This window comes from Rhodococcus opacus B4 (assembly GCF_000010805.1).
Taxonomy (GTDB): domain Bacteria; phylum Actinomycetota; class Actinomycetes; order Mycobacteriales; family Mycobacteriaceae; genus Rhodococcus_F; species Rhodococcus_F opacus_C.
The window spans coordinates 4323923-4348073 of the sequence record NC_012522.1 but is presented as its reverse complement, the minus strand read 5'-3'; the positions used below and the strand labels follow the sequence as shown (position 1 = coordinate 4348073).

Here is a 24151-nt window from a genome sequence, read left to right as displayed (position 1 = left end):
AAGCTCACGGAGTCTTCAGTACCCGTTCGTAGTCGGGCAGACCGCGCGGATACCGGGTCACGACCTCGAATGTTGCAGGCACTAAACGAAAGTCGGGGTTCAGTTCGGGTATCTGCTGCGGCCCGATCATTTCGTTGCAGCTGTGGATGTGCGTCTTGGTGACACCGTCTTCGCGCAGCACAGTGCCGCCGCGCTTATACGCGCGCAGAATCTCGCGGCAGAACCCGAGGACCGCCCACGACTCTTCACGGCTGCGACCGATGACACCCAACTGCACCTGCGCGGCGTCCATCATCTGGTCGTAGTCGAGCGACCCGCCCTGCCGGTACACCCGCACGATCGGCAGCACATCGCCGTAGTTGTCGGGCAACCAGGTGCATGCGGTGCCCTGCGGGGTGATGTCGTCAAGGTGCGGTTGCAGCAGATCCATCACCAACAGTTCGGCATCTTCGAAACTGCCCTGATACCAGTCCGGGAAATCAACCACCGCTGATCGCCCCCAACATATTCAGGACCGTGTTCAGATCGTCGGCTGCCTGCTGCTTTCCTGCGCGGCCGGCTTCGGTGGATCCGGGGTGGATGCCGCGACCGAATTCGTGCGGCAGCACCGCAGGCGATTCGACGATCAGCCGCCCGTACCAGCGATCCATGCGCCGGCCACCGATGAACGTTTCGACGCGTGCACCGCGGGCAGTACGACCGGTGCGCTTCGCGACGATGCCCTGATAGATCGCCTGCCCGATCTCCGCGCGCTCGCGCACCAGGGAACGCATCTTCTGCGACTTCAGGAACTGTCCGATGCCGGCATGGTCGACGCTGACGTTTTCCATCAGATCACCGCCTTGACGTTCACCGTGACGCCTGGTTCCCACCCGCTGAACGGGTTCCGCACCCGTGCGGGCTTGCCGTCGACCCGGTAGAAGTCGCCGTCGGGAAGTTCGACACGATCCGATGCGAGGATGTCGGCACCAGCGGGGCACGACAGGCGCACCGACGACAGCACCGTTTCACGTCCGTCGGTGTCTTCGGTCGTCGACGGCCATTCGATGCCGACGTTCTCGATGTCGTGCGAGTGCTCGAAATCGCCACCGTCACCCGTGCGGGTGCGGGGGGGTCGACGCCAGATCTTCACTGTCTCACCGTGAGCAAACATCAGTAGGGCCTACTTCCCCGATAGTGATCCCCGTACTGGTTGTAGTAATCGGATTCGCCGTACACCGGGAACGGGTCGTAATGCCCTTCGACGGGCACATACCCTGTGCCCTCGAGATCGTCGCCCCGTGTCGTCTCCAACGTCCACAACCCGCCGCGCTTCGACGTGCGGTGCCTGCGCAGGATCAGCAGTTCCCCGGCGGTGAATATCTGTGTCGCAAGCTGATCGGGCAGGCGAACACTGAATCCGCCTGCCTGCTGCCACACATACATGTCGGGGTTGTTGAACGTGCGCTGCGCGACCCGAAGGCACACCGCCACCACGTCGGCAGGGACCGAACCAGTGGCCCAGTCCCTGCCGCACTCTGAAACGATGAACGCCGAAGTGTCCTCGAGAATCGCTGAAGCGCGGGTTTCGTTGGCACCAGAGAACGAATCTTTCCCGACCCTGTTTGCCAGTTGCGTTGTGCTCGCGAATGCAGTCATCTGTCAGACCCTTCAGTGTTCGTCGGATCAGCTGACCGTGACAGCGACGGTGTCGGTGTGACCCTGGTAGGTGACGGTGATCGTCGACGTACCCGTCGCGACGGCGGTGATCAGACCCGATGCGCTGACGGTCGCCTTCGCGGGGGTACCCGACACGAAGGTCGCGTTCCGTGCGGGCACGGTGTCGCCGCCGTCGTCCTTGACGGTGATCTGCTGCGTTGCGCCCGGGGCCAGGGTGACCGTTGCCGGGGTGACATCGACGGTCGCGGACTTCAGCTGAAGCCGGACACCACGCACGAACCGATCGGAATCCTGCGCCTCGAGCACGTGCCCGAACCCTGCGTACGTGTCGACCAGGCTGCGGTCGGTGGTGGACACGAAGTCGTAGTCACGCAGCCACCGCATCGCGAGACCGTTGTACGACTGCGATGCACCGTACGGGGCACCGTCCGGAACGACAGGGGCGCGTGTGACCATGGTGAACGCGGTCTTGTGGAACGCGTACCCCTCGTCGTCGTCGAGGCTGTTCGACACGATCACGTCGAAGCCGGCGATGCGGCCGACGAACGCCTCACGCAGAGCAGCGTCGCTACCCGACTGGTCGGCGTGCACGAACTGCGGATCCTTCAGGATCGCCGCTTCGATACCGGAACCGACGACCAGCACGCGCTGACCGAACGGCACGTTCTCGTCGTTCAGCGCCTTACGCGCGTCGACGAAGCTGTCGTGCGTCTTCGCCGGGTCGACGACGATCGTGAAGGTGTACGGGGCGGAACGGAATTCGTTCGCAACCGCATCTTCCATACCCTCAGCCACAGCACGCACCTGCGGTGCGAGGATCTGCACACCGAAGTTGGCGATGTCGAGGGTCAACTCCTCGTCGGTGGTGGGCACCGCCGAGTAGATATCGGTCGTCAGGGTGACGTCGATCTTCTGCTCGGTCAGGGTGTCCATGATGATGTTGCGAGCGTTGCCCGTGGCGCGAAGCTCACGGGTGCGCGCGGTCAGCCGGCCAGGCACCCGAATGCTGATGGTGTCGTCCTTCGCACCAGCGAAGTCGCCGAACCCGTTCAGCCAGATCAGACGGGGCAGGATCAGTTCGCGCTCGAGCATGCCGAGGGTGAGGGCAGCGAACTGCTCTGCCTTCACGAATTCATTTACGGCCATGATGATTCCTTTCGATTGATGAACCCCGAAATGTCACGGCCGACATGCTCGAGGGTGTGGAACGGTCAGCTGCGGGGGATCATCGCAGCGAGTTTCTTCGGGTCGGTTTCGACAGGTTCGTCGTCGGGTGTGCCGCCGCCACGCAGGTTTTCGCGTGGACGACCCCGCTGAACCGCGGGACCCTTGCGCTGTTCCTGTTCCTGACCGCCCTGCTTCGTGCCGAAGGCTTCGGCGAAGTCGGCAGCGTCAGCTTCCAGTTCTTCCCGCGTCTTGCCTTCGAGCTTCTTCGCGTACTTCAGGGGAATGCCGGCCGCTTCGGCGACAGACTTCTTCAGGTCCAGGAAATCGCGCTGTTCACGATCGGCGCGCATCTCCTTCACCTCGTCAGCGAGCCGCTGCATTTCGGTGCGGGTGTCACCCGCCGCCGCAGCCTGCGCCTTCAGCTGGTCGTAGTCGCTGTACTTGTCACGTTCCCGCGCAAGACGTTCGTTCACGACCCGATCCAGATCTGCCTGCGTGAAGGTGCGTTCGCCCGCGCCACCGTTGTCACCGCCGCCCGAACCGCCTGCCACTGCGCCGCCACCGCCGCCGCCTGCACCCTTCAGTGCCTGGGGTCCGTTGTCGTTGCTGTTGCCGCCCTCGCCGCCGTCCCCGGTGCCAACACCGCCAGGGCCTGCGCCGACCAGAAACCGAAGATTCCCGTACTTCCCGCTCATCGCGTGTTCCTTCTTCCCGTATTCGCCCGTCGGCATTGACCGGTCACTTTGGATGCGCTGACCGTTCACGCATATCCCTGCAAAGCAGGTGCACCCCCACCAGGGATCGAACCTGCTGGCGCGCCAGTTACGCTGTGGGGGTTGACAAGTCAGAACTTGCCGGACTTCAACCGCTTGATCGTTTCCATGTGCCACCGCACCTGCGGCGACGACGGATCCAACAAATGCTCGAACAGCAGGTCACGAAGCGACGCTTCGAGTTCGGGCACGAACCCGCGCGGGTCACCGAGTTCGTCGAGCGGGTTCGGTGGTGGCGTGCGATCCTCGTACGCCTGCCGGAACGCCTTCAGCGCGTCAGCACCCGACTTGTTCTTCGTCGAGTCCTTCCACATCTCGTTCCACACCTTCTCCTGCTCCGACGGCTTCCAAGGGCTGTACAGCGCCTGAATGGTGCAGCCGCACCCGTCGTGCACCTTCGCGGTGCCGTCGCCCGTGAACCGCGGATCCGACCTGTCGAACGACGTGCCCTTGTACACCGGCCCCCTGGTGACGAGCATCGCGCAGAAGAAGCATGGTTCCCCGTCGGTCACCCTGATCCAGCCCGAAGCCTTCTCGTCGAGCCGAACCGCCCGGGCGACTGTCTGCCGGCCGCCGTCCGCGACGATCTTCTGCGCGACCCTGGTCGATGCTGCTTCCCCGGCCAGCATCGCTTCGGGTTCCCGCACCGACACGCGCGACTTCTTCTTCACCGTCCCCGGGCCCGTCGCCAGCAGTGACACCGCAACCCGGGGTCGGTCAATCTCCGTCGGCACCAAATCGCGTGCAGGTGTCGCGGTCGGCAACTCGATCGCACGCAGGTCCCGCACGTACCGGGCAGCCAACGCTTCCGACTCCTGGTTGCGGCGCTCAACGATCGGCAGCGCAGCCTGCACCCACCGTGTCTGTGTGCGATCCAGGTCCTGGTAGTCGAGCAGCGGCCACACCGCATGCAGGTCGGTGACCGTTTCCTGCACGATGCGCTGCTGCTGGACGCTGAACCACTTCGACAGCCAGCGGCCGAACCTGCTTCGTGCCATGCCGAACCACCCCCATTCACGTGCGTTGCAGGGGCATAGTGAGCAATTCTGGGCGGGGTGACGGTGTCATTCGATCGGCCTACCTGAGCGGGCCGAACGGTCGTATTGGAGAATGCTGCCCATGGTGAATACACAGGTCGGCACAGCGGTGCGCCGGAATCATGATCTCTGGTTTGTGCTGATCGTCGCCTGCATGGCGGTACCTGTCATGGCGAAGGGTTCGGTCACTGCACTGATCGGCGTGTTCGTCCTTCTGATCTGGGCCATCCTGACGACCGCACTCAAACTGCCCATGCTTCGCAACATGTGGATCGTGGCGCTCGCGTGGGCCGTTGGGCAGACGTTGAGCAACTACGACCACGGCCAGTACTTCATCACGTTCCTGATGTACGTCGGCCTCACCATCGCAATACTCGCGTCAGGCCTGTACTGGATTCATGAGACGGTCAAGATGTCCGTTGCCTCCATCTCCATCGCAGTCGGCCTGGGATGGTTGCTGCTCAAGCTTGCAACCGGCGTCCTCGACACCATCAATCCGTGGAAGTACGGGCTATCCACGCCGGTCGCCATCATCGTGATCGCGCTCGCATACCACAAGCAGGCGTCCCGCAAGACGATCGCCTTCCTATTCGTCGCGCTCGCCATCACGTCACGGATCTACGACAATCGAATCCAGACGGCACTCTTCGCGGTTGCCGCGATTGCCGTGCTGTTCGTGACCGACGACCCGGAACGACAGCGAACCCGGGCAAAGAAGACACTCGCCACCCTCGGCGCGATCGTCGCGTTCCTCTATCTCGCATACCCCGCCGCAGCAGACGAAGGAGTCTTCGGTGAGCGGGCCATGATCCAGCAGCAACGAGACGACCAGAACGACGCCAACTTCCTGGTGTCGATCCGCAAAGAACTGCCCATGACCGCATACTTGGCTGCACAAAACCCCGTGTTGGGTATCGGCTCGTATGCAAAGATCACCCGCCAGGAGTCGGCCGAAGCGATCCGCTTCGTTGAGGGGTTCACCGGGCCGATCTCCTACTCCGAGCGCGTCTACTTGACGGGCGGACTCGATGACCGGGCCGGGTACAAGGCTCACACCGAAGCCGTCAGCGCCGTCCTGTTCGCAGGATTCCTCGCGGCCCCGTTCTGGATCTGGTTGATGATCCAGAACGGGAAAGCGATGCTGTCGATTGCCCGCGGGCGTGCCGTACTTCCCGGACTGATGTTCTACATGATTGGCCTCGTGACGTGGGACCTACTGTTCTCCCCGATGAATAGCAACACGCACCTGACGACCGGGTTTCTGCTGTTCCTCATCGCGGTGAGCGTCAAGAAATTCAGCGCCGAGAAGCCGTCAGGCGGTACTGGAGAGGACGAGCTGAGCCAAGGGGCCAAGGTACTTCACAGTGACCGTGCCGCGAGCGGACGTCGCGCCTGACGCCGCATTAAGCCTGGCTTTGATGTAGATGGCACCCGGCACGTCGGTCGTGTTCCATTCAAAGTCGACTGCCACACCAGCGCTGGAGTCGCTATCCAGAACAGTCGCCGTCACCGAACCGCCAGTGGGCCGAACCAGCAGCCGCTTCGTTGTTACGACGAATGGACCCGGAGAGACCCCGCCCGAGGTGAATCCCGACAGCGTCGCTTGAACGACACCGCCGATACCGGAGGTCGGGGTGAAGCCGATCAGCGTGGAGTACGAGGCGCCCAACACGGGCAGGGCGTTGGTGTACTCGGTCTCGACCGTTCCCATAGGCGTGTTGCCGAGGTTTCCGATGCTCTGGTCGCGGAGGATGACGCCACGGCCATTCTGCCGACCGATCGTATATCTCGAGCAGTTCTGGTCAACGAATACTCCGGGAGCTGTGTTGATCAGGTTCGGCTCGATCAAGAACCTTGTGCAGTTCTTGAAGTAGATCGCACTGAGGGACACGCCACCCTCGATGTGGTTGCCGCCCACGAGCACGTTGCTGACATTCTCGAAGTAGCAGGCAGTGTGCGAACCGTTGAGGATGAGGTTGTCCTTCACCTCGATACGGTCAAGCGCATTAGCGGTGGTCGCAACCACGTAGACCGGGTCTGCGCACACGTCCGCCCCGAACTCATTGTCGCTGATGATGATGTTCGAGAGGGTTCCTGTGCCGCCCGCCGCCTGAGTGAATGAGACGCCCCTACTCGTGACGTTCTCGATGCTCGAACCGGTCACGAAGATATCCGATGTAGCGATCCCATCCGCGACCACGCAATCCAAGCCGATACCGAACCGGCCAGCATACTTCCGGTTTCCGTTCACCTTCGAGTTGGAGACACGGAGGCCACCGCCCGATATCCATCGGATCGCAGCAAGCGGATTGCGCGGAGTCGATACGACGGAGAACGTCACTCCCAAGATGACCTGGTCGCCCGTGTCCGGCTCTGCCGCGTTGCTGAATGTTAATCCGTATCGGACGGGGTCGAGGATGTGCGAGCTGGTGAAGGTGGGATAGGTGTTCGATTCCACTGCCACGCAATCGTAGAAGCCGCTCACCAGAGCCCTGTTCAGGTGTCCGTAATGGGCTCCTGCGTAGCGGATGCCCACGCCCGCGGTGGGTCCACCGTGCAGGTTCACCAAGGCGATGTCCTCGATGACGGTTCCTGCCGCCGAGATACTCAGACCGTCCGCCGTGGGCGAGAGTGAGACCAGGCGCGATGCCGGCGCAGATCCGGGCGGTTTGCTCCCACTCCCCGCGCCCCACAGCTTCACTGAACTGGCGAGCGTCAGCGCCGAGATCAGGTACGACGCACTCGGGAAGTAGATCAACCGTTGACCGGCGGCATCGATAGCAGCCTGGATCGCGGCGGTGTCGTCCGTTCCGTATCGCAGCGTCACCGTGTTGACAGCCCTTGTCGCCGCCACGGACAGTGTGGCCTGCGTGCCGGAACTCACCGCCGAAATCACTGCAATCAGCGGCGGTCCACTCAGGTCCACTGTGGGCGGGACGGGTGCGAACGCGCCAGAGGCCGGAACGCTGGAGCCGATGTCAGTGAATGCTGCACCGATCGTGGTGTCGAGATAGGTCTCGGTACCAGCAGCAGACGAGCGGTAGATCCGGTAAGAGATTGCACCGGCAACCGCACTCCACGACAAAGCCACTGAGCCAGTTGCCCCGGTCGTGACCGCCGATACCTCAGCGCTCGGCAAGGCGACACCGTAAACCGACTGCGGGCAAACCTTGTAGTAATACGTGCCAGCCGCAAGAGTGCCCCCGGTGGTCGAGGGGGTCGCAGTGACCGTGCCGATTGAGGGAAGAACGCTGCCTGCTCCCGCGCCGGGTACGAGGATCGACTTCCCGACATCTGCGGACGTGAACACGGGCGTGCCGCTCCCCGACAAGGTAGCCGAGCCCGCGGAGATTGAGCCGTAGTTCCGGCTGACGAAGTCACCCTTAGCGCCGAAGTCCTTGACGTTGAGCATCAACTCGGACTTGCCAACTGCCCGTGCGGACCCGTCCGGCTTGATCGCATCGTGGGCCGACTGCGATGCCTTCGCGGCCACATCTGCAACCACAGACTGCGGGGCATAAGTGGCATTACCGACAGCAGTCACCCGCGCATCCACGTCATCGACGGACAACGGTGTCACAGGAAGAATCGCCGGCGGACGGTTCACCGGCAGCCAACCCAACGCGACGAACGTAGCCAGTTCCGACCGGTTGATCCTCTGTTCGACACCATCCTTCGAGATCACGAGTTCCGCCATGACGCACCTTCCCTTGAGTCGACCACCGTCACACCGTCGACACCCGGGCCACCTTCGACCGGGGTACCGTCGTCGTGCCGCAGCAGCACATCAGCTGCGATCGCGTCACCGCCGCACTCGTCCCACGCGTCTGTCGACCACACCGTCAGGCACTCCCCCGACAGCCGATCGACCACCGCAACCGACGTGTCAACGCTGATCTCGTCACCACTGATCGGGCACCTGAACGCCTGCCGCCGCAGTCGGGCGACGATGCTGTCACGCTGCATTCCCGCCGCCCCCTACCGTGTCGAGCGATGCCAGATACATGGTCAGCGGGTCGGCATCCAGGATCATCTGCGACCACTCCTGAATGTCGTCCTTCGTGACGTTCGGGATCTTCGCCCACAAGGCCGGCGCAGGAATCTTCAGCTGCGTCGCACCCTTCCCGAGTGCGTCCATAGCCTGCGACAGCGACCTGATTTCCAGGTCCTGCCAAGTGACCCGCGCACCGAAGTCCTGCGCTGCATCATCGTCATTTCGGAACTGCGCATCCAGGCGCAGTGCCTGCGAATGCGACTTCGCGAACGACATCTGCCGTTCGAAGATCTTCTGCGTGAACGGTGCCCGGGCGGCGGTGATCGCTTCAGCCGACAGGTTCACCATCTGACCTGTCAGGTTGTGCGTCGGGGTCTGCGTCACCGCAGCCATGGTTTCGATGTCCGCTGTTGCAGCCTTCAGGAACCCTTCCATCGACGTTTCGTCGAGGGTCCCGAACTTCGTGTCCGGGTCTTCCGCAACCAGGAAATCCTGCTGCCGCAACCGCAGCTTCTTCAGGTTCGCCTCTTCCTCATTCGAAGCGAAATCGGCCATACCGGAAGCGGTTCGAACCTTCCAACTGTTGAAATGCTGCACCATCAGACGGTCATAGACTGTCTTGTTGATGCGGGCGGCCATGTCGATACCCGGCTCGACTTCACCGATGCAGTTGCCGTCCAGGTCCAGGATGTTGGTGTACCGCACGACCGGGCACACCCCAGCTTCGTGCCCCTTCGCGTCGATGAACCGCAGGTTGTCTTCGTCGCCGTGCAGTTCGTAGATGCATTCGTCGTCGTACAGTTTCACCCGCTTGCCCTGCACGTCGACCGCATACACAGGCCAATCATCTTCTGCGGGATCCTCATACGCGGCGAACATGCGGAACGGGGACTTACCCCGCATCACCGACAGCGCGTTGCCGTCGGCATCAGTACCCGGCAGGACCACGTTGAACGCATACCCGTACTGAATCGCCGCCCGGTGAATCGCGGACTGCCGCAACGGGAAATCGTTCGCGTTCCACGTCTTCCACGGGCCTTCGGTCAGTTCCTTGCCCTGCGGGGAACGGTACCCGTCGACGAACAGCGCCTGCGTCATCGTCGTCGTCACCAGCATCAGCCACGGGGTGCGCGACAGCTTCAGCAGTGCACGCAGTTCCCGGGTCGCACCGCGCGGCGCATCGGGCATGTTCTGCGACCACGACGACCAACGCTTGATCACTTCGAGTCGCTGGCATTCGAGCCTGCGGAACCGCAACAACTTCTGCGCTTCGTCGATCGCCTGCTGTGCGCTTAGCATGTCACCACACCTTCCCTGTTCGCTGCTTGGGCTGTTTTCCCGACAGCGTCATGAACGCGTAGGCAGCATTTGAAATCGCCTCGAGCGGGGTGATATCGACCGAAGTGTCGACCCGACCCCAACCCCACGACGAACCGATGTTGCGCTTCGTGGCACCAGCAACAGCCGCATTCAAAGCGGGCTGATTCCCTGTGTGCCGCAACCTATCTGCGTGCGTCTCGTCATAGACCAGACCAGCAGCAGCACACACTTCCCGTGCCGACATCATCACCGTGACCGCCTCAGCCTCACGGAACTTCGGCATCAGACCACCCGCCGGCGTCGACGGATCCAACCCGATACCCATCGCATCCGACCCCCGGTACGCCGACATCGCCATGTCGTACAACCAATCGGTGCCCGTCCGTGTCTCGAGCAGTTCCACATGCAACAGCCCGTCAGCGTTCCTGCCGGCCACCGCCAACGACACCTGCGTGCGATCCAAAGACACCGCCAACCCCAACGCAACCTGGTTGCCGTCGGGGACCGTCGACATCACATCGCCGCAGTCCTTCCACAACACCGCACCGATCGGCGCATCCCGCCGGCCAACATCAGCGATACCCAACCGTTCACGGGCAAAGTCGCCGTCGGTCATCGCTTCGCGTTCGGACTCGATGAACTCGTCGTCGATGCGGATCCCGTACCCGGGGTTCGCCAAACGCCACGCTTCGTGATCGTCCAGGTCAGCATCATCAGGTGCCGACCATTCGAAGTACGCCAGCCGGCGGCCGCCCTGCCGACCACGTTCCTGCACACGCCGCAACACAGCGCTGTGCGGCAGCGGGGCCGACGACGTGTACCAAAGCTGCGGGTTGTCCCGCGCCGACATCGTCGGCATCAGCGCGGCCAGCGCCTCATCAGGCAGTTCGTACGCTTCGTCGAGGATGTTCAGATCCCCGGAGAAACCGCGGCCCGACCCCTTCGACCGGGCGACGAACTTCAGACGGGCACCGACCGACCGACCCTTCTTCGGGTGCAGTTCGACCGACACATCTTCGTTGCTGAAGCGGAACTGCTTCGTCAGATCGTTCAGTTCCGGTGTCTGCTCGATCAGCTGCTTGATCCGCAGATACGCTTCCTTGGCTGTCTTGAATTCGTGCGCGCTGTGCAGCAGCGTCTGTTCCCCGATCAGGAACAGCCCGGCCAGTTCACGCGCTTCGATGACCGCGCCTTTACCGTTCTGCCGGGGAACCAGCAGCGCGACTTCGAACGACGACCACTTCGAATCCTTGCGCCGACCCAACGACTGGATCAGGACATGCTGCTGCCATTCGTCCAAATCCAAACCGGCAGCGGCGGATAGGTCGCACGCGTCTTCACCGAGTGTGGTGAAGAACGGGGGGAAGTTCTCAAGTCGCGGTTTCTGCGAGCCTAGCTGCGGCTTCTCGAGCAGCAGCCCGTTCGGCGAGTTCATTGATCAATCCCCCGCCCTTCTGCTGCCGGGGGGTGTCCAACTTGCCGACGCCCAATGTCTTCAGGATCTGGTTCAAAGCCAGCTGCTGTTGCCGCGCTTCGGACAGCGCGTTGTCGACGATCACGTCGATGCCGCTGCCGTCTTCCTTCGCTTCGAACGTGATCCATTCCTTCGAGCGGCCGCGCAGAATGCCGTTCATGCGCTCGAGGCGGTCCGCGATGCGGCACGCTTCAGCGGCCAGCACGGCGGTCGCGGCGTCGAGTTCGTACGTGTCGGTCAGCGCCTGCCACATCGCCTTGCCGCGGGCGAGTAGGCCGGCCGGCTCGAGCAGCTTCGGGGACAGGTCAGTCATCGCTGCTCGCCGTGTCGATCGTGGTGGATCGCGCCCGGGCAGCGCTTGCTACCGCACTCCGGGCACAGCCACATGCGCCACTCGCCGCCGACCGCAGTCAGGCACTCGCCGCACGGGCAGCCCGGATACAGGTCCGCAGGGTACCTCGGTGTGGGGCCGCCGCGCCGTAAACGTTTCCCCGCGCGCTCGGCACGGCGATCCGCCCACCGGCCGGCCAACACCGCACCGACGCCGACCAACCCGCCGACCACCAGGGCGGCGATCTCAAATGCGTTCACAGCAACCACCACCCGTCAAGTTCATTGAATTGATGCAGTTCAGGGGTTGACTTCGCCCCTGCGATGTGCTGGGGAGAGAGCGGGCGCTTTGGCGGTTGGTGTACCGCTGTGGCGGCGTGGGGGGCACCCCCCACCCTTGGGGGTTTGCACCCTGGTCGGACCTGTGTGTCACCGTGTTCGCCTGCGTGTTCAGGCGAACCAGTTGCGACTGTGCCTGACCTTGGGGAGTGCGTGGGCGTTGGTGCCGTTGCCTCGCCGACTGTTGCACCCGAGGTGGGCCGGCCGCAGGTTGGTGGGGTCGAGCAGCTTGGGGTCGTTGGCTTCGAGCCGGCTGACTGGTTCGACGTGGTCGACGCTGAACGACTTGGGGTCTGGCCATGCAACGTCGGGGTCGATGATGTCGCCGCAGATCCAGCAGATGTTGCTAGTCCTGCGAACCCGTTCGCGTGCCCTTCGATATGGTCTGCCTTCTCTGCCCCGTCCACGTGGTGGCATAGGTCGCTACCTTCCACTGGTCCAGTTGCCTGTCGAGCAGGACTGACAGCCTGCGTTCGACCATGAGGTCTGTGTCTAACCCGGTGTGTTCGGCGTGTTCACGTGCGGCGCGTACTCGCGTCAGGGTTTCGGTGATGCGTGCTTCGATGGGGGTCACGGCATTGACCCCTTACCCCACACACGCCCCCGCAGTGTTGTTGGCGCCGGGGTTGTTTCGTAGTGGTGGTGTACGTGGTTGTGTTGCACGGTCACTGGTGCTGCTGTGGTGGTGTCTGCCTGGTCAGTGCCGAGTGCTGCCATGCCGAGTCGTATGAGTACGTGGCCGGTGATGTGTACGACTGCGGTGATGGGGTCGACCATGGCGCACCTGCTTCACTGGTTGGGTGGGGGTTGTGGGTAGTGGTGCGCAGCGTGCGGCTCACCGCTTGCAGTTCGGGTCGTGCCCGTCGGTGGTCGTACTGGCCACGTCGGGTTGTCAGCTTCGGGTACAGGAGTCTTGCAGTTGACCCGTTGACGCACCGCTACCTACAGATATGGGCGTACGCACCGACACACAGCCCGTGATGCTTGTGCGTCGGTGCGTTCGCGGTGTGGCTGATGCGCTGCCAGCCCTTGTCGGTGATGGACCAGTGAGAACATCACCGTATCGGGGGCGCTGAAATCTGCCTACGGCTCGCAGCCTAGGTCCGATCGGTTTCAGTTCCTGGTTCGTTGTGCTCGGGTGTCATGCTGCCGCTTGGCTTCGGTCCATCCGTCCAGCCAGAGTCTCTGTTCGAACGATCCGTCGTGATGATCGTGACACCAGACGCCTTTGCCGTCCCAGAAGGCAGCCTTGCCCTGGTCGTAGATCAGTTCGTATGCCTGTTCGTCGTCGGCTTCCTGCTGTGTCTCATTCATGCTGCCGTGCTCCGCTCGATGCTGTGCGCGAGGTACTTGTCGAGGATGTCGCCCAACCTGAAGACGTTGTCGCCGCGGCGGTTCTGTCCCCGGATCAGTGAGGGGTCGCGCGATGCCCATACACGGATCCTGGTTGCCCGGACTTTGATGCCGTACAACTCCCCCAACGCTGCTTCGAGTTGCGCGGCTGTGTACAGGACTGCGCGCATGCGTTGCTGGTTGGTTCGCCGGCGGGTGTCTACGTCGGTGAGTGCGGTGCATGCGGGGCAGGTGACGGTGACTTGGTCGCCGGTGGCGTATAGGTCGCGGGTGCAGAATCCGCCGTCGTCGGGGTACATGGCCATGCAGGGGCCGAGGTATCGGCGGGTGTGGATGTCGACGGCGCGCAGGGTGAGTTCGGTGAGGGTGACGAGTTCGTCGTATGCGTCGTCGGCGTCTTCGAGTCGTGCGATGAGTAGTACGGATCGGGACAGCCAGCGTGCGCGTAGTGCGTCGTCGGCGGTGAGTAGTTGCCGCATTTCGGTGGGGTTCATGGCGGCCCGGAATGTCCAGTATTCGAGGGTGTGGGTCATGATCCAGGCGACTTCGGATGCTTCGGCGTTGAAGACTAGGGGTTTTTCGCCTGTTGGTGCACCGCCGCCCTGGTTGTCGTCGGGTCGTTTGTCTTGGCGGGTGACGGTGATTTGTAGGTCGGTGGCGAGTTCGGCTGTGAGGTTCAGTTTGTCGCGGAGCACTTTGACGCAGTGCATGCAGATCAGGTAGGGAGCGTATGCGATTGCGTTGCAGCATAGGCACTTCACAGCATGCTCCCATCGCAACGGTGAAGGGCGTAGGGGTTGATCACCTGCGAGCAGCGCCAGCACAGTTCGGATGGGATACGCGGTTGCGGCGGGGGGGTGTTCGTCCATGCCGATGCGTCGATCATGGGGTCGTCGGGCAGCTGCCACATTGATGCCTGTGCTTCGCGCGCCTGCCGCATCTGATCGAGGATCGCTGACGCTGTCTGTGACAGGGGTCGATCGATGAACTGTCGGGGTACCGCCGTCTTCGCTGCGAGGTCGCGTGACAACTGCCGCATGTGCGCCATGGTGCCTTCGCGTTCGGTCGGTCGGCGCAATCCCGTCCTGTGTGTCTTGTGGAGGATGACTGGTCGGTCACCGGGCAGCCAGCGTCTGACGATCACCGGCGGGTAGTCGGCGGCGATTGTCAGGGTGGGGTTGATGGTGATCCGGTGCCCTTTGTCGTCGCCCTTCGCGGACAGTGACCAGCGCGCGTTGGGGTCGACTTCGAGCCTGATCGGCACCCCTGTGTCGATCAGTCCGTCGTGAATGGTGCCGATGGACTTCGGTCGCTGGTACGCCAACGACGGGCAGTCGTTGTGGTGGTCGCCGGCGGGGGCGATGCAGTATTCACTGTTCGCGCAGGCGGGTCGGATCGTGCGGCCGATGCGGGTGTGTTCGCACAGCACGTCGGTGGCACCGCAGACGGTGCAGGGGTCGTCGACGACGGGGTCAATGATGACGGCGGGTTCGTCGAGTTCGCTCGAGCCTGGTTCGCAGGGGCAGTCGCGGCCGCAGCCGGTGCAGTATCGGTCGATTGCGCGCTGTCCCGGTGGGGTCAGGTGTGTCATGTTCATCGTTCCTGCGTCTGTCCGGTGATGAGCGCGACCAGGTCCCGCACGGTCATGTGCACCCACTGGTCGAGGGGGTCTGTGGTTCCGCGCCGTTTCGCGACGACGACACCGGCCAGTGCGTCATCGTTCCCGGCTTCCAGTTGCGCTTCACGTGTCCATTGGGGCAGGGACGTGGTGGCGCAGTCCTTGCATTCGATTACGAGGCGCTGGCCGTGAATGCGAACGCCTGCGATGTCGCCCCGGTCCTTCGCCCCGGTTTTGACGCGGCGGTCGATGCGGTCGTCGCCGAGTGCCAGGGCGAGTCCGTCTGCGATGAGTCGTTCGAAGCGCGAGCCTGCTGCTTTTGCTGATGCTCGGTTGCGTGCCATGTGGTGTCCTTCGGTCAGTACGGGCAGGTGTCTTGGGGGGTGTGGCGGTCGCGGGTGTTGCGCTGCTCTTCGGGTGGTGGGGGTTGGCAGTGGTGGGTTCGGTGGATGGTGCCGTGGTGGGGGTTGGGGTTGTTGGCGATGCTGACGGTGTTGCGTCGGTAGAGGTGGTCGTTGACGCGGTGGTAGGTGCGTGCCCCGGTGAGTAGCGCGGCGAGTTCTCCGAGTTGCGCGAGCGGTATGGGGTCCAGCGCGAGGTCGAAGCACTGGTGCAGCGCTGTCCAGATGTCGGTGCCGCATCGCCGGCAACGCGTTTTCTTGGGTGCGGTTTCTTGGAGGTGCGCGGGCCAGCGCGACATCAGTCGTCGGTCCAGGCGGCGCAGCACGGGCCGACTTCGACGAAGTGGGTGCGGCGGTAGGTCTCGCAGTTCATGTCGACCCGGTGGGAGCTACAGCACGGGGTGTGGGTGGTTGCGGTGGCGCGTTGCTGCTGTGCGTCTTCGCAGACGGCGATCAACCGGTCGCGCACTTCGCCCCACTTGGCGGGTCGCTTCTGGTGTTCGGGCATGGCAGTGGTGTCCCTTCGGTCTGGGGCTTCGTGCCTGTGTGGACATCGGTGTGGACATTTCGGGGTGGTGTGGACATCTGTGGACATGTCCACACCCCGGTTCGGTGTGGAAACTCGCACAGGGGGAAGTCAATATAGTTAGTTTATCTATTCATCTTTTTAACCAGCAGTAATGCTTATTGGGGATTATTTTCGTTTTAGGGGACCCTTACCGAATTGACCCATTTTTCGCGGTTCGGCATGTCCACACGTACACAGATGTCCACACTTCGCGGCTGCTCCCACTTTTGGTACGCCCGTACCACCTGTGTACTTCTGTCCACACATGTCCACACCCCGCCTGCTGCTGTGGACATGTGTGGACATTTGTCCTCACTCCGTCGGGGGCAGTGACTGATTGGGCAACCGCAGCACCCCCGCTTCGAGCACCACCACCCCCGCCGCAACCTGAATCTGCATCGCTTCTTCGACGTAGTCCCTGTCCCTCGAGGCGATGCGCCGGTACGCGTACCCGGGGGTCTCGGGTCCGTACTTTTCGAGGTTCGCCACGATCCGCCGGCCGATGCGCTGAACCCGTTCCGACCCGGCCGCGTCGTCGGACTCCGCGCGTCGCATCCCGTCGAGCCGACCCATCGCCCGCGCTGCTTCCACTTCCGCCTGCGACAGCGTCGTCGACACCGATGCGCGGGTGCGGTCGGACATGTCCATCAGGATTCCCGTCAGCGTCCAGTCGTTGTCGTTCACGTCGGTCCGCCCGTCGAGCAGTGCCAGCGCCACAGCAGCTTTCTCCCGCACGAACAGCGCGTGCCCGTCCAACGCATCCCCGTGCCCCTGCGAGCGCCGCACGTGGGCGTCGAGCACGGTGTCTTCGACGACTGCGGGAACGGCGATGCTGCGCGCGTACGACCCCCACACGGTGCCGCCTTCGGGGATTTTCAGTGGCGGCGGTTCGGTGGGTCGAACCCTGCTGATGTCGGGGTCGTTGGTGGGCAGCCACAGGAACCGCTGCGGTGTGCCGCCGCCCGCATCGGACAGCAACGCGCCGGCCCGTTCGGGCTGCACCCCGAGGCTGACGGTCAGTCGGTAGTTGTGTTTCCCGACCAGCAGCCGTTTCGATGCGTCGGCGTAGGAGAACCCGATTTCTTCCCCACTGAACGCGTTGCGCAGTTTCGGCATGATCGTGGATCCGGTGCGCCCCCCGATCGATGCGAGGGTGTCGACTTCTGCGATGGACAGCATCGCCCCGTTGCGGACCCGTTCGATGTCGTCGGGGTTCTTCCCCACCCTGCGGATGAACAGGTGCGCCAACCCTTCCCCGGATCCTTCGGGTGCGATGTAGCAATCACACGGCAGTGCGTCAGCTGCGCAGGATTCGCTGGTGCCTTTGCCGCCGCCGCTGTTGCCGACCAGGGCGACGAAGAAGTTCAGGGAACCCCGCCCCCCGATGATCGGTGGCAGGGTGATCCAGGGCGGGATGGTGGTCAGCGCGCGGCACATGATGACCCCGAGCACGGACCAGGGGGAGCACATGCGGGCCGCCGCCCACGTCTTCACCGCGGCGAGGGATGGGCGGGTGGTCCAGAACCAGTCGCAGTCCGCTTTCCATGCGGCGTCATCCCCGTCGGTCGAGGGTGCCGCAGGCGCAGACCCTGCTTCTGCTGAAGTCGTGTAGGTGCCCGTGGATGGTGCGTTTGTCGTCGCAGCGGCAGCAGCGGTCGGTGACTGCGCAGAAGGTGATGCCGATGCTGTTGCTGTGTTCGTGCCAGCAGCAGGGGTGACAGGACATTCAGCAGACACCCCCGCAGTCGGTGCACCGGTCGCCGATGTGTTCGCCGTCGAAGATGATGCGCCGTCGGTTGCGGTCGGGGTGGGCGCATCGGGGGTTGGGTCGGGGTGCGCACTGTTCCTGGTGTCCGCAGGCGAGGCAGCCGCGCCCGATGATGCTGCCGTCGGTGGGGTCGTGGATGTCGAACCAGGCGTGGAACCCCCCGGTGTGGGGTTCGGTGCAACGGGTGCCGTCGTCGGGTCGTGCGGTGCCGCACCCGCAGCATCCAGTGCCGTGCCAGCAGTGCTCGTGGAGCATGTGGTGTCCTTCGGTGTCGGTGCCAGACCGGCCAGCACCTCGAGTGAGATCGTGGGGGTGGCGGCGATCAAGGCGTGCCCGCGGGTGCCGGTGACCATGCGGTCGAATTCGTTGCGTGCGTCGTCGATGCTGTGCCGGCTGCCGTCCTGGATGACGACGAACGCGAACGCTTCCCGCAAGGTTTGCAGCGCGGCCGGCACCCCTGCGCATTCCTGCTCGGCGAGGCGGAGCAGCGCGAGCACGTGTTGGTTGGTGGTGTCATGCCTGCTGCCTGCCCCGGCTTGCAGGTCTGCGAGTGCGTGCCCGAGTCGGTCGGTGACGCGCAGATCCATTTGCCCACCGGGCATGTCCCGCAGTGCTGCTTGTACGTCGACGGGTTGCAGGGTGTCAACGATCGGTGCCTCGAGGGCGGTCAACCAGCGGTCGGGAAGGGTGGGCAGTTCGTGGGGTTCGGGGACCACCGTTTCGGGTGCATCAGTCCCGTCGGGCATCACCCACCTGTAGGTGCTCGAGGTGAGGGGGTGCACCGAGGGGGCGACGATCGCATAGCGGTGGAAGTACTGCACGATCTCGATGTCTTTGGTGCCGTCGAGTTCGATGATGGTGCGCAGCGCGGTGCCTTCGGGGATGGTGAAGAACCGGATGCCGCTGACACCGTCGTTCCGGGATGTGCTGATCCAGGTGTCGGGCAACGGTCCCCACAACTCGAGCGCCCGGGCGAACGTGACCGCGCCCTGCTTCTTGTCATAGGCGTCGACATCGATGCCGATGATGTTCTTCGGCATGCGCAGTGCGATGTTCGATGCGGGTTTGTCTTCGGTCCACGCCATGAGGTCGGCGTATGACGGGTACACCCCTTCGTACCCTGTGTAGCCCTCGGGGATAGGCCATTTCGTGCCGGGTCGTTTGGTGGGGAGCACACCGCGCCACCCTGCGTTCCACAGTTCGGTCGCACCGTCGGCGTACGGGGATGCTCTCGGTGTGTCGTCGGGTTCGGGCATCACGGTCAGTTCTCCTGTGCCGCGATGATCGCGTCTTCGTAGTCGTACCCCGCGGTGCGCACTGCCTTGCGTGCGTCGGCGTAGTTCTCGCCGTACTGGATCGTCGTCATGATGAACGTGATGACGCACAGGATTCCGGCGACGATGATCACCCCGCTGAATCCGACGTGCACCCACCAGGTCAGCGCTATCCCGGCGATGGTGGCGGCGAACAGCCCGGTGGTCGTGACGGCGTACGCGGTGAATAGGTTCTTCTCCACCTGCTGCTTTTCGCGAGCCTGGTCGAGTGCCCGCAGCGCTTTCAGTTCTTTCGTGGTGGTCACAGCGCGTCCATCCAATCCTGGTCGATGTCAGCGAATTCGCCGACGACGGTGATCGCGATCGACTGCCCGGTCAACCAGATCACGGTGCAGGGGTCACCGTTGTGGGGAATACCTTCGACGATCGCGGTGATGTGTCCGGGGTTCAAGCTGATCTGAAACGGTCCTTCGGCGGGTACGGTGTTGCCGATCTTCACCACGGTCAATGTCTTCACTTGATTTCCAACCCCTCCACTGCCTCGTTGAACGCCCGCACTGCGGGGGCGATCGCTTCGGCGACCCGCTCGAACGCGGCCTTGATTTCCGTCATGCCCCGCTTCAGTGACTGCGTCGCCACGTACCAGCGCACGTCGGGCAGACCGAGCAGTGCGCGCTGCTCGTCGTATGTCATTGCTTCCCAACTGTTCACGGTGTTAGTTCTCCTGTGCGTCGGTGTCGGGGATCAGCCAGGTGAGGGTGATCCCCTTCGATGTGCGGGTGCTGTCTGCGAGGATCGCGTCCGGGTGCGGTCGCTCGATGTCGAACTCCATGCCGTACTGGTCGGCGGCGGGGATGCGTTCGATCGAAACCTTGTGGTGCATGTGCTGCCCTTCTGATGTTGTTGCCGGGGGAAGTCGTTCACCCCCCTGCACCGGCAGTGGTGCCGGTGCAGGAGAGTCAGCGGCTACTGCTGCGCGTTGTTCTGCTGCATGTTCTGCAACAGTGCGAGCGCTTCGGGCGGCAGGTTGGAGGTGTCGAACCCGGCGGCCGGGTTCGGTGCCTGCTGCTGGGACGGCGGCTGGATGGGAGCCTGCTGCTGCTGGACCGGGGGTGCCTGCTGCTGCGGGGGCAGCTGGTATCCGCTGTTACCGGGTGCACCCTGTCCGCCGTATCCCTGCGGGATCTGCTGCGCCTGCGGGTACTGCTGCGGGGGTGCCTGCTGGTACCCGCCGCCCCCTGCCGGCCACTGCTGCTGAACGACCCCACCCTGCGCGAACTGCTGCGGCTGGAACCCCTGCGCGATCTGGTCGCCGGCGGCCGACAGGAACTGCGCCTGCGGGTTCGGCTTCACGTACTCCGCCGAATACAGCTTCGTCGGGTTCAGCCGCGGGTTCTTCGCGTTCGGTTCTTCCCCCGTGAACGTGAAGTACAGTTCCCCACCCTGCTCCACCTTGTTCGCACCCACCGCCTTCAGCGCGGCCGCCAGCGCGTACTGCTGCTTCCCGCGGACGTAGAAGCGGCGCTGCCCGTCATCATCGGGGTTGGCGGGGTCACGCAGATCGGTCTGGACGGTGACGATCATCTGCATGCGCGGCGACCCGTCCTTCCACGTCAACGGTTCGTCGGTGTCGAAGTCCGTCTGCTGCTTGATTTCGGGGTCCATCGAGACGACACCGCCGCGGCGGGTGCCGATCGGGTCGTCCTTCTGGAATGCTGCCGGGACGCTGCCGCCGAACAGGAATGATGCCTGGTCCGTCATGTTGCTGTGCTCCTTTGTTGCTGTGCTGCTTGGGTTTTCCTGATCCGGCACGTGCCGGGAGTCTATGAATGTCACGCCTTGCCGCGATCTGATCCGACAAGCACCAGGGTTCCCTGCTTGTCGAGCATCGACCGGACGTAGTCAAGGGCTTCGGGGAGTACCGCCACGTAGCACCCGAGTCGTGCCGCCAGCCATTCGGTGACGCTGTTTGTTGCCGCCGTCGACAGCACCAGGTCGGCTCTTACTGGGTCGTCAGACCTGTCACTGAACACGTCGATGGTGGTGCCCCGTGCTTCGAATTCATCGGTGATGATCTTCACGATCCGGGGCGTTGAGCTATGCAGTGCAATGCGTTTCACGACTTTGCGTTCCCTTCACACTGGTTGTAGGTAGTCGGGTTCGGGTGAAACCACGGGCAGAATGTGCAGTCATCACCCGGCGTGGGCGCGATCATCCGGAACCGGTCCGGGTGCTGGTCCAATCTGAGTTCGTCGCAGATTTCGACGATGCTGTTCATGCGCCGTTCAGCTGTGACCGGGATCTGCGGGTCATAGGGTTCGGACCACAGGTGCGCGTTCGACAACATCCCACCGCGGGGCAGGAAACAGATCGCCACCCGCTTCACGTCGAACCCGAGGTTGGCGTACCCGCGCCCGTAGGTGTGGGCCTGCACCCGGTACTGCGTGGATGGTCCCTTCCGTTTGTAGTAGCTGAACCTGGTGGTGCCGGGGAGTTTCCAGTCGATGACGGTGCCGGTGTCGAAGTCGAACACGTCGCAGGATCCGGTGCCGCCGGGGCCGGGGTGCGCGGTGACCCGCGCTTCGGGGATGTACCGAACCCGGCCGATGTGTGCGTTCCACTTCTCGATCGCCGCCTGCAACCAGGTGTGCGTCGCGGTGCCCACGATCGACGGCAGCGGGTCACCCTTCGGCACCCCGGGTGCCTGCATCAGCTGGAACGCCAGTTTGCGTGCGCATTCCTGCCCGTACTCCGACGGCCCGATCTCCACCTGCATGTGCCGGGGGGTGGTGTGATAGGCGTGCAGGATCACTTCCTTCAGGTCCGCCAGCAGTTCGACGGCCGGCAGTCCTTCGAGGTCCAGGAACGCAGCCTGATCAGTCATGGTCACCCCCCTCGTTAAACAGTTCTCGCAACACGTCTGCGAGTTCGTTGACCTCGGACATAACCTGCCCGTGCTGGTGGTCGGGGTACGGGTGAATGATGATTTCGACCTTGCCGCTGCCGCTCACCAATCGGCCGCCTGATTGATTCACCACGGGTTGCCGCCCATCTGATCCCAACTGTCGATCGCCTTCGACGCTGCTTCGCCGAGTGTCTGAATGCGGCGATTCGGGTCGACGTTCTTCGTGCGGGGGTCCCCGGTGCCGAGTCGCACGTCGGCGTCGGTGACAACTCGACCGACGTGCCCGATGCGAGACAGGGTGATGGGGTTGCCGTCGACGGCGATCTGCTGCTTCGCTTCATTGCCGATCAGATCGATCGCAGTTTCAGCAACCCTGATCCACGACTGCTTCTGCCCTGGGGTACGGCCCTGCCAGAACTGTTCGAGAGTGTAAGGCGATGCCCCCGGTACTGCGGTGTGCCGCACGTACGTCAACTGCATCGCCAGTTCCACCACCCGCGCTTCATCGTCAGCCTGCTTACGCGCCTGCTTCAGTTCGCGCTCGAGACGCTCGACGATGTGATCCAGCTTCGACAGTTCGCTGCGGATACTCGCCCCGCGGCTGGCCGGATACACCCCCAGTTTGTCGCGTTCGCTGATCAACCAGGTGCGGATGGACTTCGCCCCATCCAGGTGACGCTGCAACGCTTCGACGTTGTCGGTCATGACTGCTTCCACCCTTCGTCTTCGAGGATCGCCAGCAGAGCCTGCGCGATGCCAGTGCGGTCGGGGTAAGCCGGCCCCTGCACGTCGGTGTCGGACAGGAACTTCGCGACCCGGTCCACGGCATGCTGACGCTTCGCTTCACGGTCGCGGCGATCCTTCGCCCACGTGCGCAGCAGTTCCTGCGCGGTGCGCGACAACCCGAAGTCAGCGAGAAGTCCGGCCGCCGAATCCAAAGCGTCGGCACTGTACTTGTCGTCGAGGTTCTGCAACGGCGGGGTGATGCTCATGACTGCTTCACTTCCTTGAACGGTCGGGATTCACTGGTGCGCTTGTACTGTTCGAACAGATCGGGGTGATCCTTCGCGAACGCCGACTGGTCGAACTTCGACGACTTCACCGGGGTCCAGCTGATGACGGGTGCACCGTCGACGACCGCTTCGGCATCCCCGCCGATCTCCGTTTCCAGGGCGGCCCGGGCATTCGTCTCGATGGTCTTCAGTCGTGCCTGCTCTGCGCGCGCCCACTTCCACAGTTCGTAATGCGCGCGGCCAGCTTCGGACAGTTCAGTCATCCTGTGTATCTCCTGTGATGTGTTGGTGTGCTGATGGGTTACGAAGCCTGTGCGGTGTTCTCGCGATTCACACGCTCACGGTGGGCACGCACCATGCGTTGCGTGAACCCCGTCCGGGCGGCGATCTCATGATTCGAATGCCCCTTGCGGATCAGTTCCTGCACGATCCGACCCGGCTCCTTCGATGCCTGCCCATACGTGCGGCGGTCCTTGATCAACTTCCCCGACTGCTGCAACACCTTGCAGTCGCGCATCACCGACCGCACCGACGCACCAACCTTCGCGGCCACAGCGGCAACGGAATAGCCGTCGTTGATCAGTTCCTGCACCTTCACCCGACGATCGGACAGTTCCTGTTCGATCACCTTCTTCGGCTTCTGCGGGGTGTCCCGCTTCGGCCGGTAGTTGGCGTCCGCCGCACACAGTTTCAGCTGATGCATCAACGGGCCGGTGCGGGTACCAGACAGGTACACCCCCGCCCACACCCCGTAATACTCTTTGTTGTCCAACGCGGACTGCGCGCACTCACGTCGCACCGGGCAGTGGTTGCAGAACTTGCGTGCCTTCGTGATCGACGCATCCCGGGTGGGGTTCTCGCGGCCGGCGTTGCGCTTCGGGAAGAAGATGTCAGGCTGCCGGTTCCCTGCGCACGCGGCGCGCAGCTTCCAGTTGGGATCGCGGTCGTCTTCGTCGACCGGCTGTTCCCGGTCCGCGATGAACGATGCCAGTGCTTGGTGTGCGCCGTACCCGATTTCGGTCATCGTCGCCACATCCTGACCACACCCTGCAACGTCCACCAGGCGAGACGTAAGGTTCGCATCATCGTCGGTATTCCCTTCTGACCCGCCCGTCTTCGCGCCACGAATACCGAATCTCGTCAGCGTCGTCACACCAG

34 protein-coding genes are annotated in these 24151 nt (G+C 63.5%); 2 read left to right on the top strand and 32 right to left on the bottom strand.

Annotation, left to right across the window (positions count from 1 at the left end):
- Positions 1–4: 4 nt before the first annotated feature.
- From ROP_RS20000 to ROP_RS40515, 7 genes are all read right to left on the bottom strand, one after another.
- A complete protein-coding gene (locus tag ROP_RS20000) occupies positions 5–487 on the bottom strand; it encodes a hypothetical protein (protein ID WP_012691228.1) in 483 nt (160 codons plus the stop codon).
- Complete coding sequence (locus tag ROP_RS19995) at positions 480–830, bottom strand: hypothetical protein (protein ID WP_012691227.1); 351 nt, start codon at positions 828–830, stop codon at positions 480–482. Before ROP_RS19995 ends, ROP_RS20000 begins: the two co-directional genes overlap by 8 nt.
- Positions 830–1132 carry a hypothetical protein gene (locus ROP_RS19990; protein WP_043825027.1) on the bottom strand — a complete coding sequence of 101 codons (303 nt, stop codon included), beginning with the start codon at positions 1130–1132 and terminating at the stop codon, positions 830–832. The genes ROP_RS19995 and ROP_RS19990 overlap by 1 nt, the downstream gene beginning before the upstream one ends.
- A gap of 20 nt (positions 1133–1152) precedes the next feature.
- Positions 1153–1467, bottom strand: coding sequence for a hypothetical protein (locus ROP_RS42695; protein WP_148222499.1), 315 nt, complete (start codon positions 1465–1467; stop codon positions 1153–1155).
- 198 nt (positions 1468–1665) lie between these two features.
- Positions 1666–2805: a P22 phage major capsid protein family protein gene (locus tag ROP_RS19980; RefSeq protein ID WP_012691224.1), complete on the bottom strand. Its 1140-nt coding sequence runs from the start codon at positions 2803–2805 to the stop codon at positions 1666–1668.
- Positions 2806–2870: 65 nt separating this feature from the next.
- Entirely contained in the window at positions 2871–3590 is a 720-nt protein-coding gene (locus tag ROP_RS44845; protein WP_148222498.1) for a hypothetical protein, read from the bottom strand.
- A gap of 80 nt (positions 3591–3670) precedes the next feature.
- Complete coding sequence (locus ROP_RS40515) at positions 3671–4597, bottom strand: hypothetical protein (RefSeq protein ID WP_012691222.1); 927 nt, start codon at positions 4595–4597, stop codon at positions 3671–3673.
- 112 nt (positions 4598–4709) lie between these two features.
- Here ROP_RS40515 and ROP_RS19965 point away from each other — a divergent pair, with 112 nt between their 5' ends.
- On the top strand, positions 4710–6032 hold the full coding sequence (locus tag ROP_RS19965) for a hypothetical protein (RefSeq protein WP_012691221.1): 1323 nt from the start codon (positions 4710–4712) through the stop codon (positions 6030–6032).
- Here the strand turns inward: ROP_RS19965 and ROP_RS19960 are convergent.
- From ROP_RS19960 to ROP_RS19860, 21 genes are all read right to left on the bottom strand, one after another.
- Positions 5949–8333 carry a right-handed parallel beta-helix repeat-containing protein gene (locus tag ROP_RS19960; protein ID WP_043825025.1) on the bottom strand — a complete coding sequence of 795 codons (2385 nt, stop codon included), beginning with the start codon at positions 8331–8333 and terminating at the stop codon, positions 5949–5951. The genes ROP_RS19965 and ROP_RS19960 overlap by 84 nt on opposite strands.
- Positions 8318–8602, bottom strand: a complete 285-nt coding sequence (locus ROP_RS19955; protein ID WP_012691219.1) for a hypothetical protein — start codon at positions 8600–8602, stop codon at positions 8318–8320. The genes ROP_RS19960 and ROP_RS19955 overlap by 16 nt, the downstream gene beginning before the upstream one ends.
- Positions 8592–9818 (bottom strand): phage portal protein, encoded by a 1227-nt coding sequence (locus tag ROP_RS19950; RefSeq protein WP_331458002.1) that lies wholly within the window; start codon positions 9816–9818, stop codon positions 8592–8594. The genes ROP_RS19955 and ROP_RS19950 overlap by 11 nt, the downstream gene beginning before the upstream one ends.
- A 112-nt stretch (positions 9819–9930) precedes the next feature.
- The gene (locus tag ROP_RS19945; RefSeq protein WP_063721423.1) at positions 9931–11385 is read right to left on the bottom strand and encodes a hypothetical protein; all 1455 of its coding nucleotides are present in this window, start codon (positions 11383–11385) and stop codon (positions 9931–9933) included.
- The gene (locus tag ROP_RS40510; protein WP_012691216.1) at positions 11321–11737 is read right to left on the bottom strand and encodes a hypothetical protein; all 417 of its coding nucleotides are present in this window, start codon (positions 11735–11737) and stop codon (positions 11321–11323) included. The genes ROP_RS19945 and ROP_RS40510 overlap by 65 nt, the downstream gene beginning before the upstream one ends.
- On the bottom strand, positions 11734–12015 hold the full coding sequence (locus ROP_RS43225; RefSeq protein WP_158306514.1) for a hypothetical protein: 282 nt from the start codon (positions 12013–12015) through the stop codon (positions 11734–11736). Before ROP_RS43225 ends, ROP_RS40510 begins: the two co-directional genes overlap by 4 nt.
- A gap of 189 nt (positions 12016–12204) precedes the next feature.
- Positions 12205–12510: an HNH endonuclease gene (locus ROP_RS45290; RefSeq protein ID WP_012691215.1), complete on the bottom strand. Its 306-nt coding sequence runs from the start codon at positions 12508–12510 to the stop codon at positions 12205–12207.
- Positions 12511–13206: 696 nt separating this feature from the next.
- On the bottom strand, positions 13207–13407 hold the full coding sequence (locus tag ROP_RS19920; RefSeq protein ID WP_012691214.1) for a hypothetical protein: 201 nt from the start codon (positions 13405–13407) through the stop codon (positions 13207–13209).
- Positions 13404–14156, bottom strand: coding sequence for a hypothetical protein (locus tag ROP_RS19915; RefSeq protein WP_043825022.1), 753 nt, complete (start codon positions 14154–14156; stop codon positions 13404–13406). The genes ROP_RS19920 and ROP_RS19915 overlap by 4 nt, the downstream gene beginning before the upstream one ends.
- A gap of 47 nt (positions 14157–14203) precedes the next feature.
- Positions 14204–15037 (bottom strand): hypothetical protein, encoded by an 834-nt coding sequence (locus ROP_RS19910; RefSeq protein WP_012691212.1) that lies wholly within the window; start codon positions 15035–15037, stop codon positions 14204–14206.
- A gap of 2 nt (positions 15038–15039) precedes the next feature.
- Entirely contained in the window at positions 15040–15408 is a 369-nt protein-coding gene (locus ROP_RS19905) for a hypothetical protein (protein ID WP_012691211.1), read from the bottom strand.
- Positions 15409–15422: 14 nt separating this feature from the next.
- Positions 15423–15764 carry a hypothetical protein gene (locus ROP_RS40505; RefSeq protein WP_012691210.1) on the bottom strand — a complete coding sequence of 114 codons (342 nt, stop codon included), beginning with the start codon at positions 15762–15764 and terminating at the stop codon, positions 15423–15425.
- Complete coding sequence (locus ROP_RS19900; protein ID WP_012691209.1) at positions 15764–15973, bottom strand: hypothetical protein; 210 nt, start codon at positions 15971–15973, stop codon at positions 15764–15766. The genes ROP_RS40505 and ROP_RS19900 overlap by 1 nt, the downstream gene beginning before the upstream one ends.
- 372 nt (positions 15974–16345) lie before the next feature.
- On the bottom strand, positions 16346–19057 hold the full coding sequence (locus ROP_RS40500) for a bifunctional DNA primase/polymerase (protein ID WP_148222497.1): 2712 nt from the start codon (positions 19055–19057) through the stop codon (positions 16346–16348).
- Positions 19058–19062: 5 nt separating this feature from the next.
- Positions 19063–19380, bottom strand: coding sequence for a hypothetical protein (locus ROP_RS19885; protein ID WP_012691207.1), 318 nt, complete (start codon positions 19378–19380; stop codon positions 19063–19065).
- Complete coding sequence (locus ROP_RS19880) at positions 19377–19592, bottom strand: hypothetical protein (protein WP_012691206.1); 216 nt, start codon at positions 19590–19592, stop codon at positions 19377–19379. Before ROP_RS19880 ends, ROP_RS19885 begins: the two co-directional genes overlap by 4 nt.
- Complete coding sequence (locus ROP_RS19875; RefSeq protein WP_012691205.1) at positions 19589–19786, bottom strand: hypothetical protein; 198 nt, start codon at positions 19784–19786, stop codon at positions 19589–19591. The genes ROP_RS19880 and ROP_RS19875 overlap by 4 nt, the downstream gene beginning before the upstream one ends.
- Before the next feature lie 4 nt (positions 19787–19790).
- Positions 19791–19958 carry a hypothetical protein gene (locus tag ROP_RS43220; protein WP_012691204.1) on the bottom strand — a complete coding sequence of 56 codons (168 nt, stop codon included), beginning with the start codon at positions 19956–19958 and terminating at the stop codon, positions 19791–19793.
- Between the two features lie 83 nt (positions 19959–20041).
- Complete coding sequence (locus ROP_RS40495) at positions 20042–20836, bottom strand: hypothetical protein (RefSeq protein ID WP_012691203.1); 795 nt, start codon at positions 20834–20836, stop codon at positions 20042–20044.
- A gap of 71 nt (positions 20837–20907) precedes the next feature.
- Positions 20908–21195 carry a hypothetical protein gene (locus tag ROP_RS19865; protein ID WP_012691202.1) on the bottom strand — a complete coding sequence of 96 codons (288 nt, stop codon included), beginning with the start codon at positions 21193–21195 and terminating at the stop codon, positions 20908–20910.
- Positions 21192–21959, bottom strand: coding sequence for a hypothetical protein (locus ROP_RS19860; protein WP_043825015.1), 768 nt, complete (start codon positions 21957–21959; stop codon positions 21192–21194). The genes ROP_RS19865 and ROP_RS19860 overlap by 4 nt, the downstream gene beginning before the upstream one ends.
- On the opposite strand from ROP_RS19860, the gene ROP_RS43215 reads away from it, so the two are divergent.
- Positions 21958–22101: a hypothetical protein gene (locus ROP_RS43215; RefSeq protein WP_158306513.1), complete on the top strand. Its 144-nt coding sequence runs from the start codon at positions 21958–21960 to the stop codon at positions 22099–22101. The genes ROP_RS19860 and ROP_RS43215 overlap by 2 nt on opposite strands.
- 5 nt (positions 22102–22106) lie before the next feature.
- Here the strand turns inward: ROP_RS43215 and ROP_RS19855 are convergent, their stop codons facing one another.
- The 4 genes from ROP_RS19855 to ROP_RS40490 are packed head-to-tail and all read right to left on the bottom strand — an operon-like array spanning position 22107 to position 24017.
- Positions 22107–22685 (bottom strand): hypothetical protein, encoded by a 579-nt coding sequence (locus ROP_RS19855; RefSeq protein WP_012691200.1) that lies wholly within the window; start codon positions 22683–22685, stop codon positions 22107–22109.
- Positions 22682–22972, bottom strand: coding sequence for a hypothetical protein (locus ROP_RS19850; protein ID WP_012691199.1), 291 nt, complete (start codon positions 22970–22972; stop codon positions 22682–22684). Before ROP_RS19850 ends, ROP_RS19855 begins: the two co-directional genes overlap by 4 nt.
- On the bottom strand, positions 22969–23256 hold the full coding sequence (locus tag ROP_RS19845; RefSeq protein WP_012691198.1) for a hypothetical protein: 288 nt from the start codon (positions 23254–23256) through the stop codon (positions 22969–22971). The genes ROP_RS19850 and ROP_RS19845 overlap by 4 nt, the downstream gene beginning before the upstream one ends.
- A 38-nt stretch (positions 23257–23294) precedes the next feature.
- Positions 23295–24017 (bottom strand): WhiB family transcriptional regulator, encoded by a 723-nt coding sequence (locus ROP_RS40490; protein WP_012691197.1) that lies wholly within the window; start codon positions 24015–24017, stop codon positions 23295–23297.
- Positions 24018–24151 lie beyond the last annotated feature (134 nt).

What these genes read in the sequence shown, in the direction of transcription:
- ROP_RS43215 (WP_158306513.1), top strand. Translation starts at nt 21,958, where the DNA reads ATGGTCACCCCCCTCGTTAAACAGTTCTCGCAACACGTCTGCGAGTTC.
- ROP_RS19995 (WP_012691227.1), bottom strand. Translation starts at nt 830, where the DNA reads ATGGAAAACGTCAGCGTCGACCATGCCGGCATCGGACAGTTCCTGAAG.
- ROP_RS19910 (WP_012691212.1), bottom strand. Translation starts at nt 15,037, where the DNA reads ATGACACACCTGACCCCACCGGGACAGCGCGCAATCGACCGATACTGC.
- ROP_RS43220 (WP_012691204.1), bottom strand. Translation starts at nt 19,958, where the DNA reads ATGCACCACAAGGTTTCGATCGAACGCATCCCCGCCGCCGACCAGTAC.
- ROP_RS19905 (WP_012691211.1), bottom strand. Translation starts at nt 15,408, where the DNA reads ATGGCACGCAACCGAGCATCAGCAAAAGCAGCAGGCTCGCGCTTCGAA.
- ROP_RS19945 (WP_063721423.1), bottom strand. Translation starts at nt 11,385, where the DNA reads ATGAACTCGCCGAACGGGCTGCTGCTCGAGAAGCCGCAGCTAGGCTCG.
- ROP_RS19850 (WP_012691199.1), bottom strand. Translation starts at nt 22,972, where the DNA reads ATGAGCATCACCCCGCCGTTGCAGAACCTCGACGACAAGTACAGTGCC.
- ROP_RS19845 (WP_012691198.1), bottom strand. Translation starts at nt 23,256, where the DNA reads ATGACTGAACTGTCCGAAGCTGGCCGCGCGCATTACGAACTGTGGAAG.
- ROP_RS40510 (WP_012691216.1), bottom strand. Translation starts at nt 11,737, where the DNA reads ATGACTGACCTGTCCCCGAAGCTGCTCGAGCCGGCCGGCCTACTCGCC.
- ROP_RS40495 (WP_012691203.1), bottom strand. Translation starts at nt 20,836, where the DNA reads ATGACGGACCAGGCATCATTCCTGTTCGGCGGCAGCGTCCCGGCAGCA.
- ROP_RS40515 (WP_012691222.1), bottom strand. Translation starts at nt 4,597, where the DNA reads ATGGCACGAAGCAGGTTCGGCCGCTGGCTGTCGAAGTGGTTCAGCGTC.
- ROP_RS45290 (WP_012691215.1), bottom strand. Translation starts at nt 12,510, where the DNA reads ATGCCACCACGTGGACGGGGCAGAGAAGGCAGACCATATCGAAGGGCA.
- ROP_RS19955 (WP_012691219.1), bottom strand. Translation starts at nt 8,602, where the DNA reads ATGCAGCGTGACAGCATCGTCGCCCGACTGCGGCGGCAGGCGTTCAGG.
- ROP_RS19855 (WP_012691200.1), bottom strand. Translation starts at nt 22,685, where the DNA reads ATGACCGACAACGTCGAAGCGTTGCAGCGTCACCTGGATGGGGCGAAG.
- ROP_RS19920 (WP_012691214.1), bottom strand. Translation starts at nt 13,407, where the DNA reads ATGAATGAGACACAGCAGGAAGCCGACGACGAACAGGCATACGAACTG.
- ROP_RS19900 (WP_012691209.1), bottom strand. Translation starts at nt 15,973, where the DNA reads ATGCCCGAACACCAGAAGCGACCCGCCAAGTGGGGCGAAGTGCGCGAC.
- ROP_RS19915 (WP_043825022.1), bottom strand. Translation starts at nt 14,156, where the DNA reads ATGCACTGCGTCAAAGTGCTCCGCGACAAACTGAACCTCACAGCCGAA.
- ROP_RS19860 (WP_043825015.1), bottom strand. Translation starts at nt 21,959, where the DNA reads ATGACTGATCAGGCTGCGTTCCTGGACCTCGAAGGACTGCCGGCCGTC.
- ROP_RS19980 (WP_012691224.1), bottom strand. Translation starts at nt 2,805, where the DNA reads ATGGCCGTAAATGAATTCGTGAAGGCAGAGCAGTTCGCTGCCCTCACC.
- ROP_RS19950 (WP_331458002.1), bottom strand. Translation starts at nt 9,818, where the DNA reads ATGCCCGATGCGCCGCGCGGTGCGACCCGGGAACTGCGTGCACTGCTG.
- ROP_RS19965 (WP_012691221.1), top strand. Translation starts at nt 4,710, where the DNA reads ATGCTGCCCATGGTGAATACACAGGTCGGCACAGCGGTGCGCCGGAAT.
- ROP_RS40500 (WP_148222497.1), bottom strand. Translation starts at nt 19,057, where the DNA reads ATGCCCGAACCCGACGACACACCGAGAGCATCCCCGTACGCCGACGGT.
- ROP_RS40505 (WP_012691210.1), bottom strand. Translation starts at nt 15,764, where the DNA reads ATGTCGCGCTGGCCCGCGCACCTCCAAGAAACCGCACCCAAGAAAACG.
- ROP_RS40490 (WP_012691197.1), bottom strand. Translation starts at nt 24,017, where the DNA reads ATGACCGAAATCGGGTACGGCGCACACCAAGCACTGGCATCGTTCATC.
- ROP_RS19960 (WP_043825025.1), bottom strand. Translation starts at nt 8,333, where the DNA reads ATGGCGGAACTCGTGATCTCGAAGGATGGTGTCGAACAGAGGATCAAC.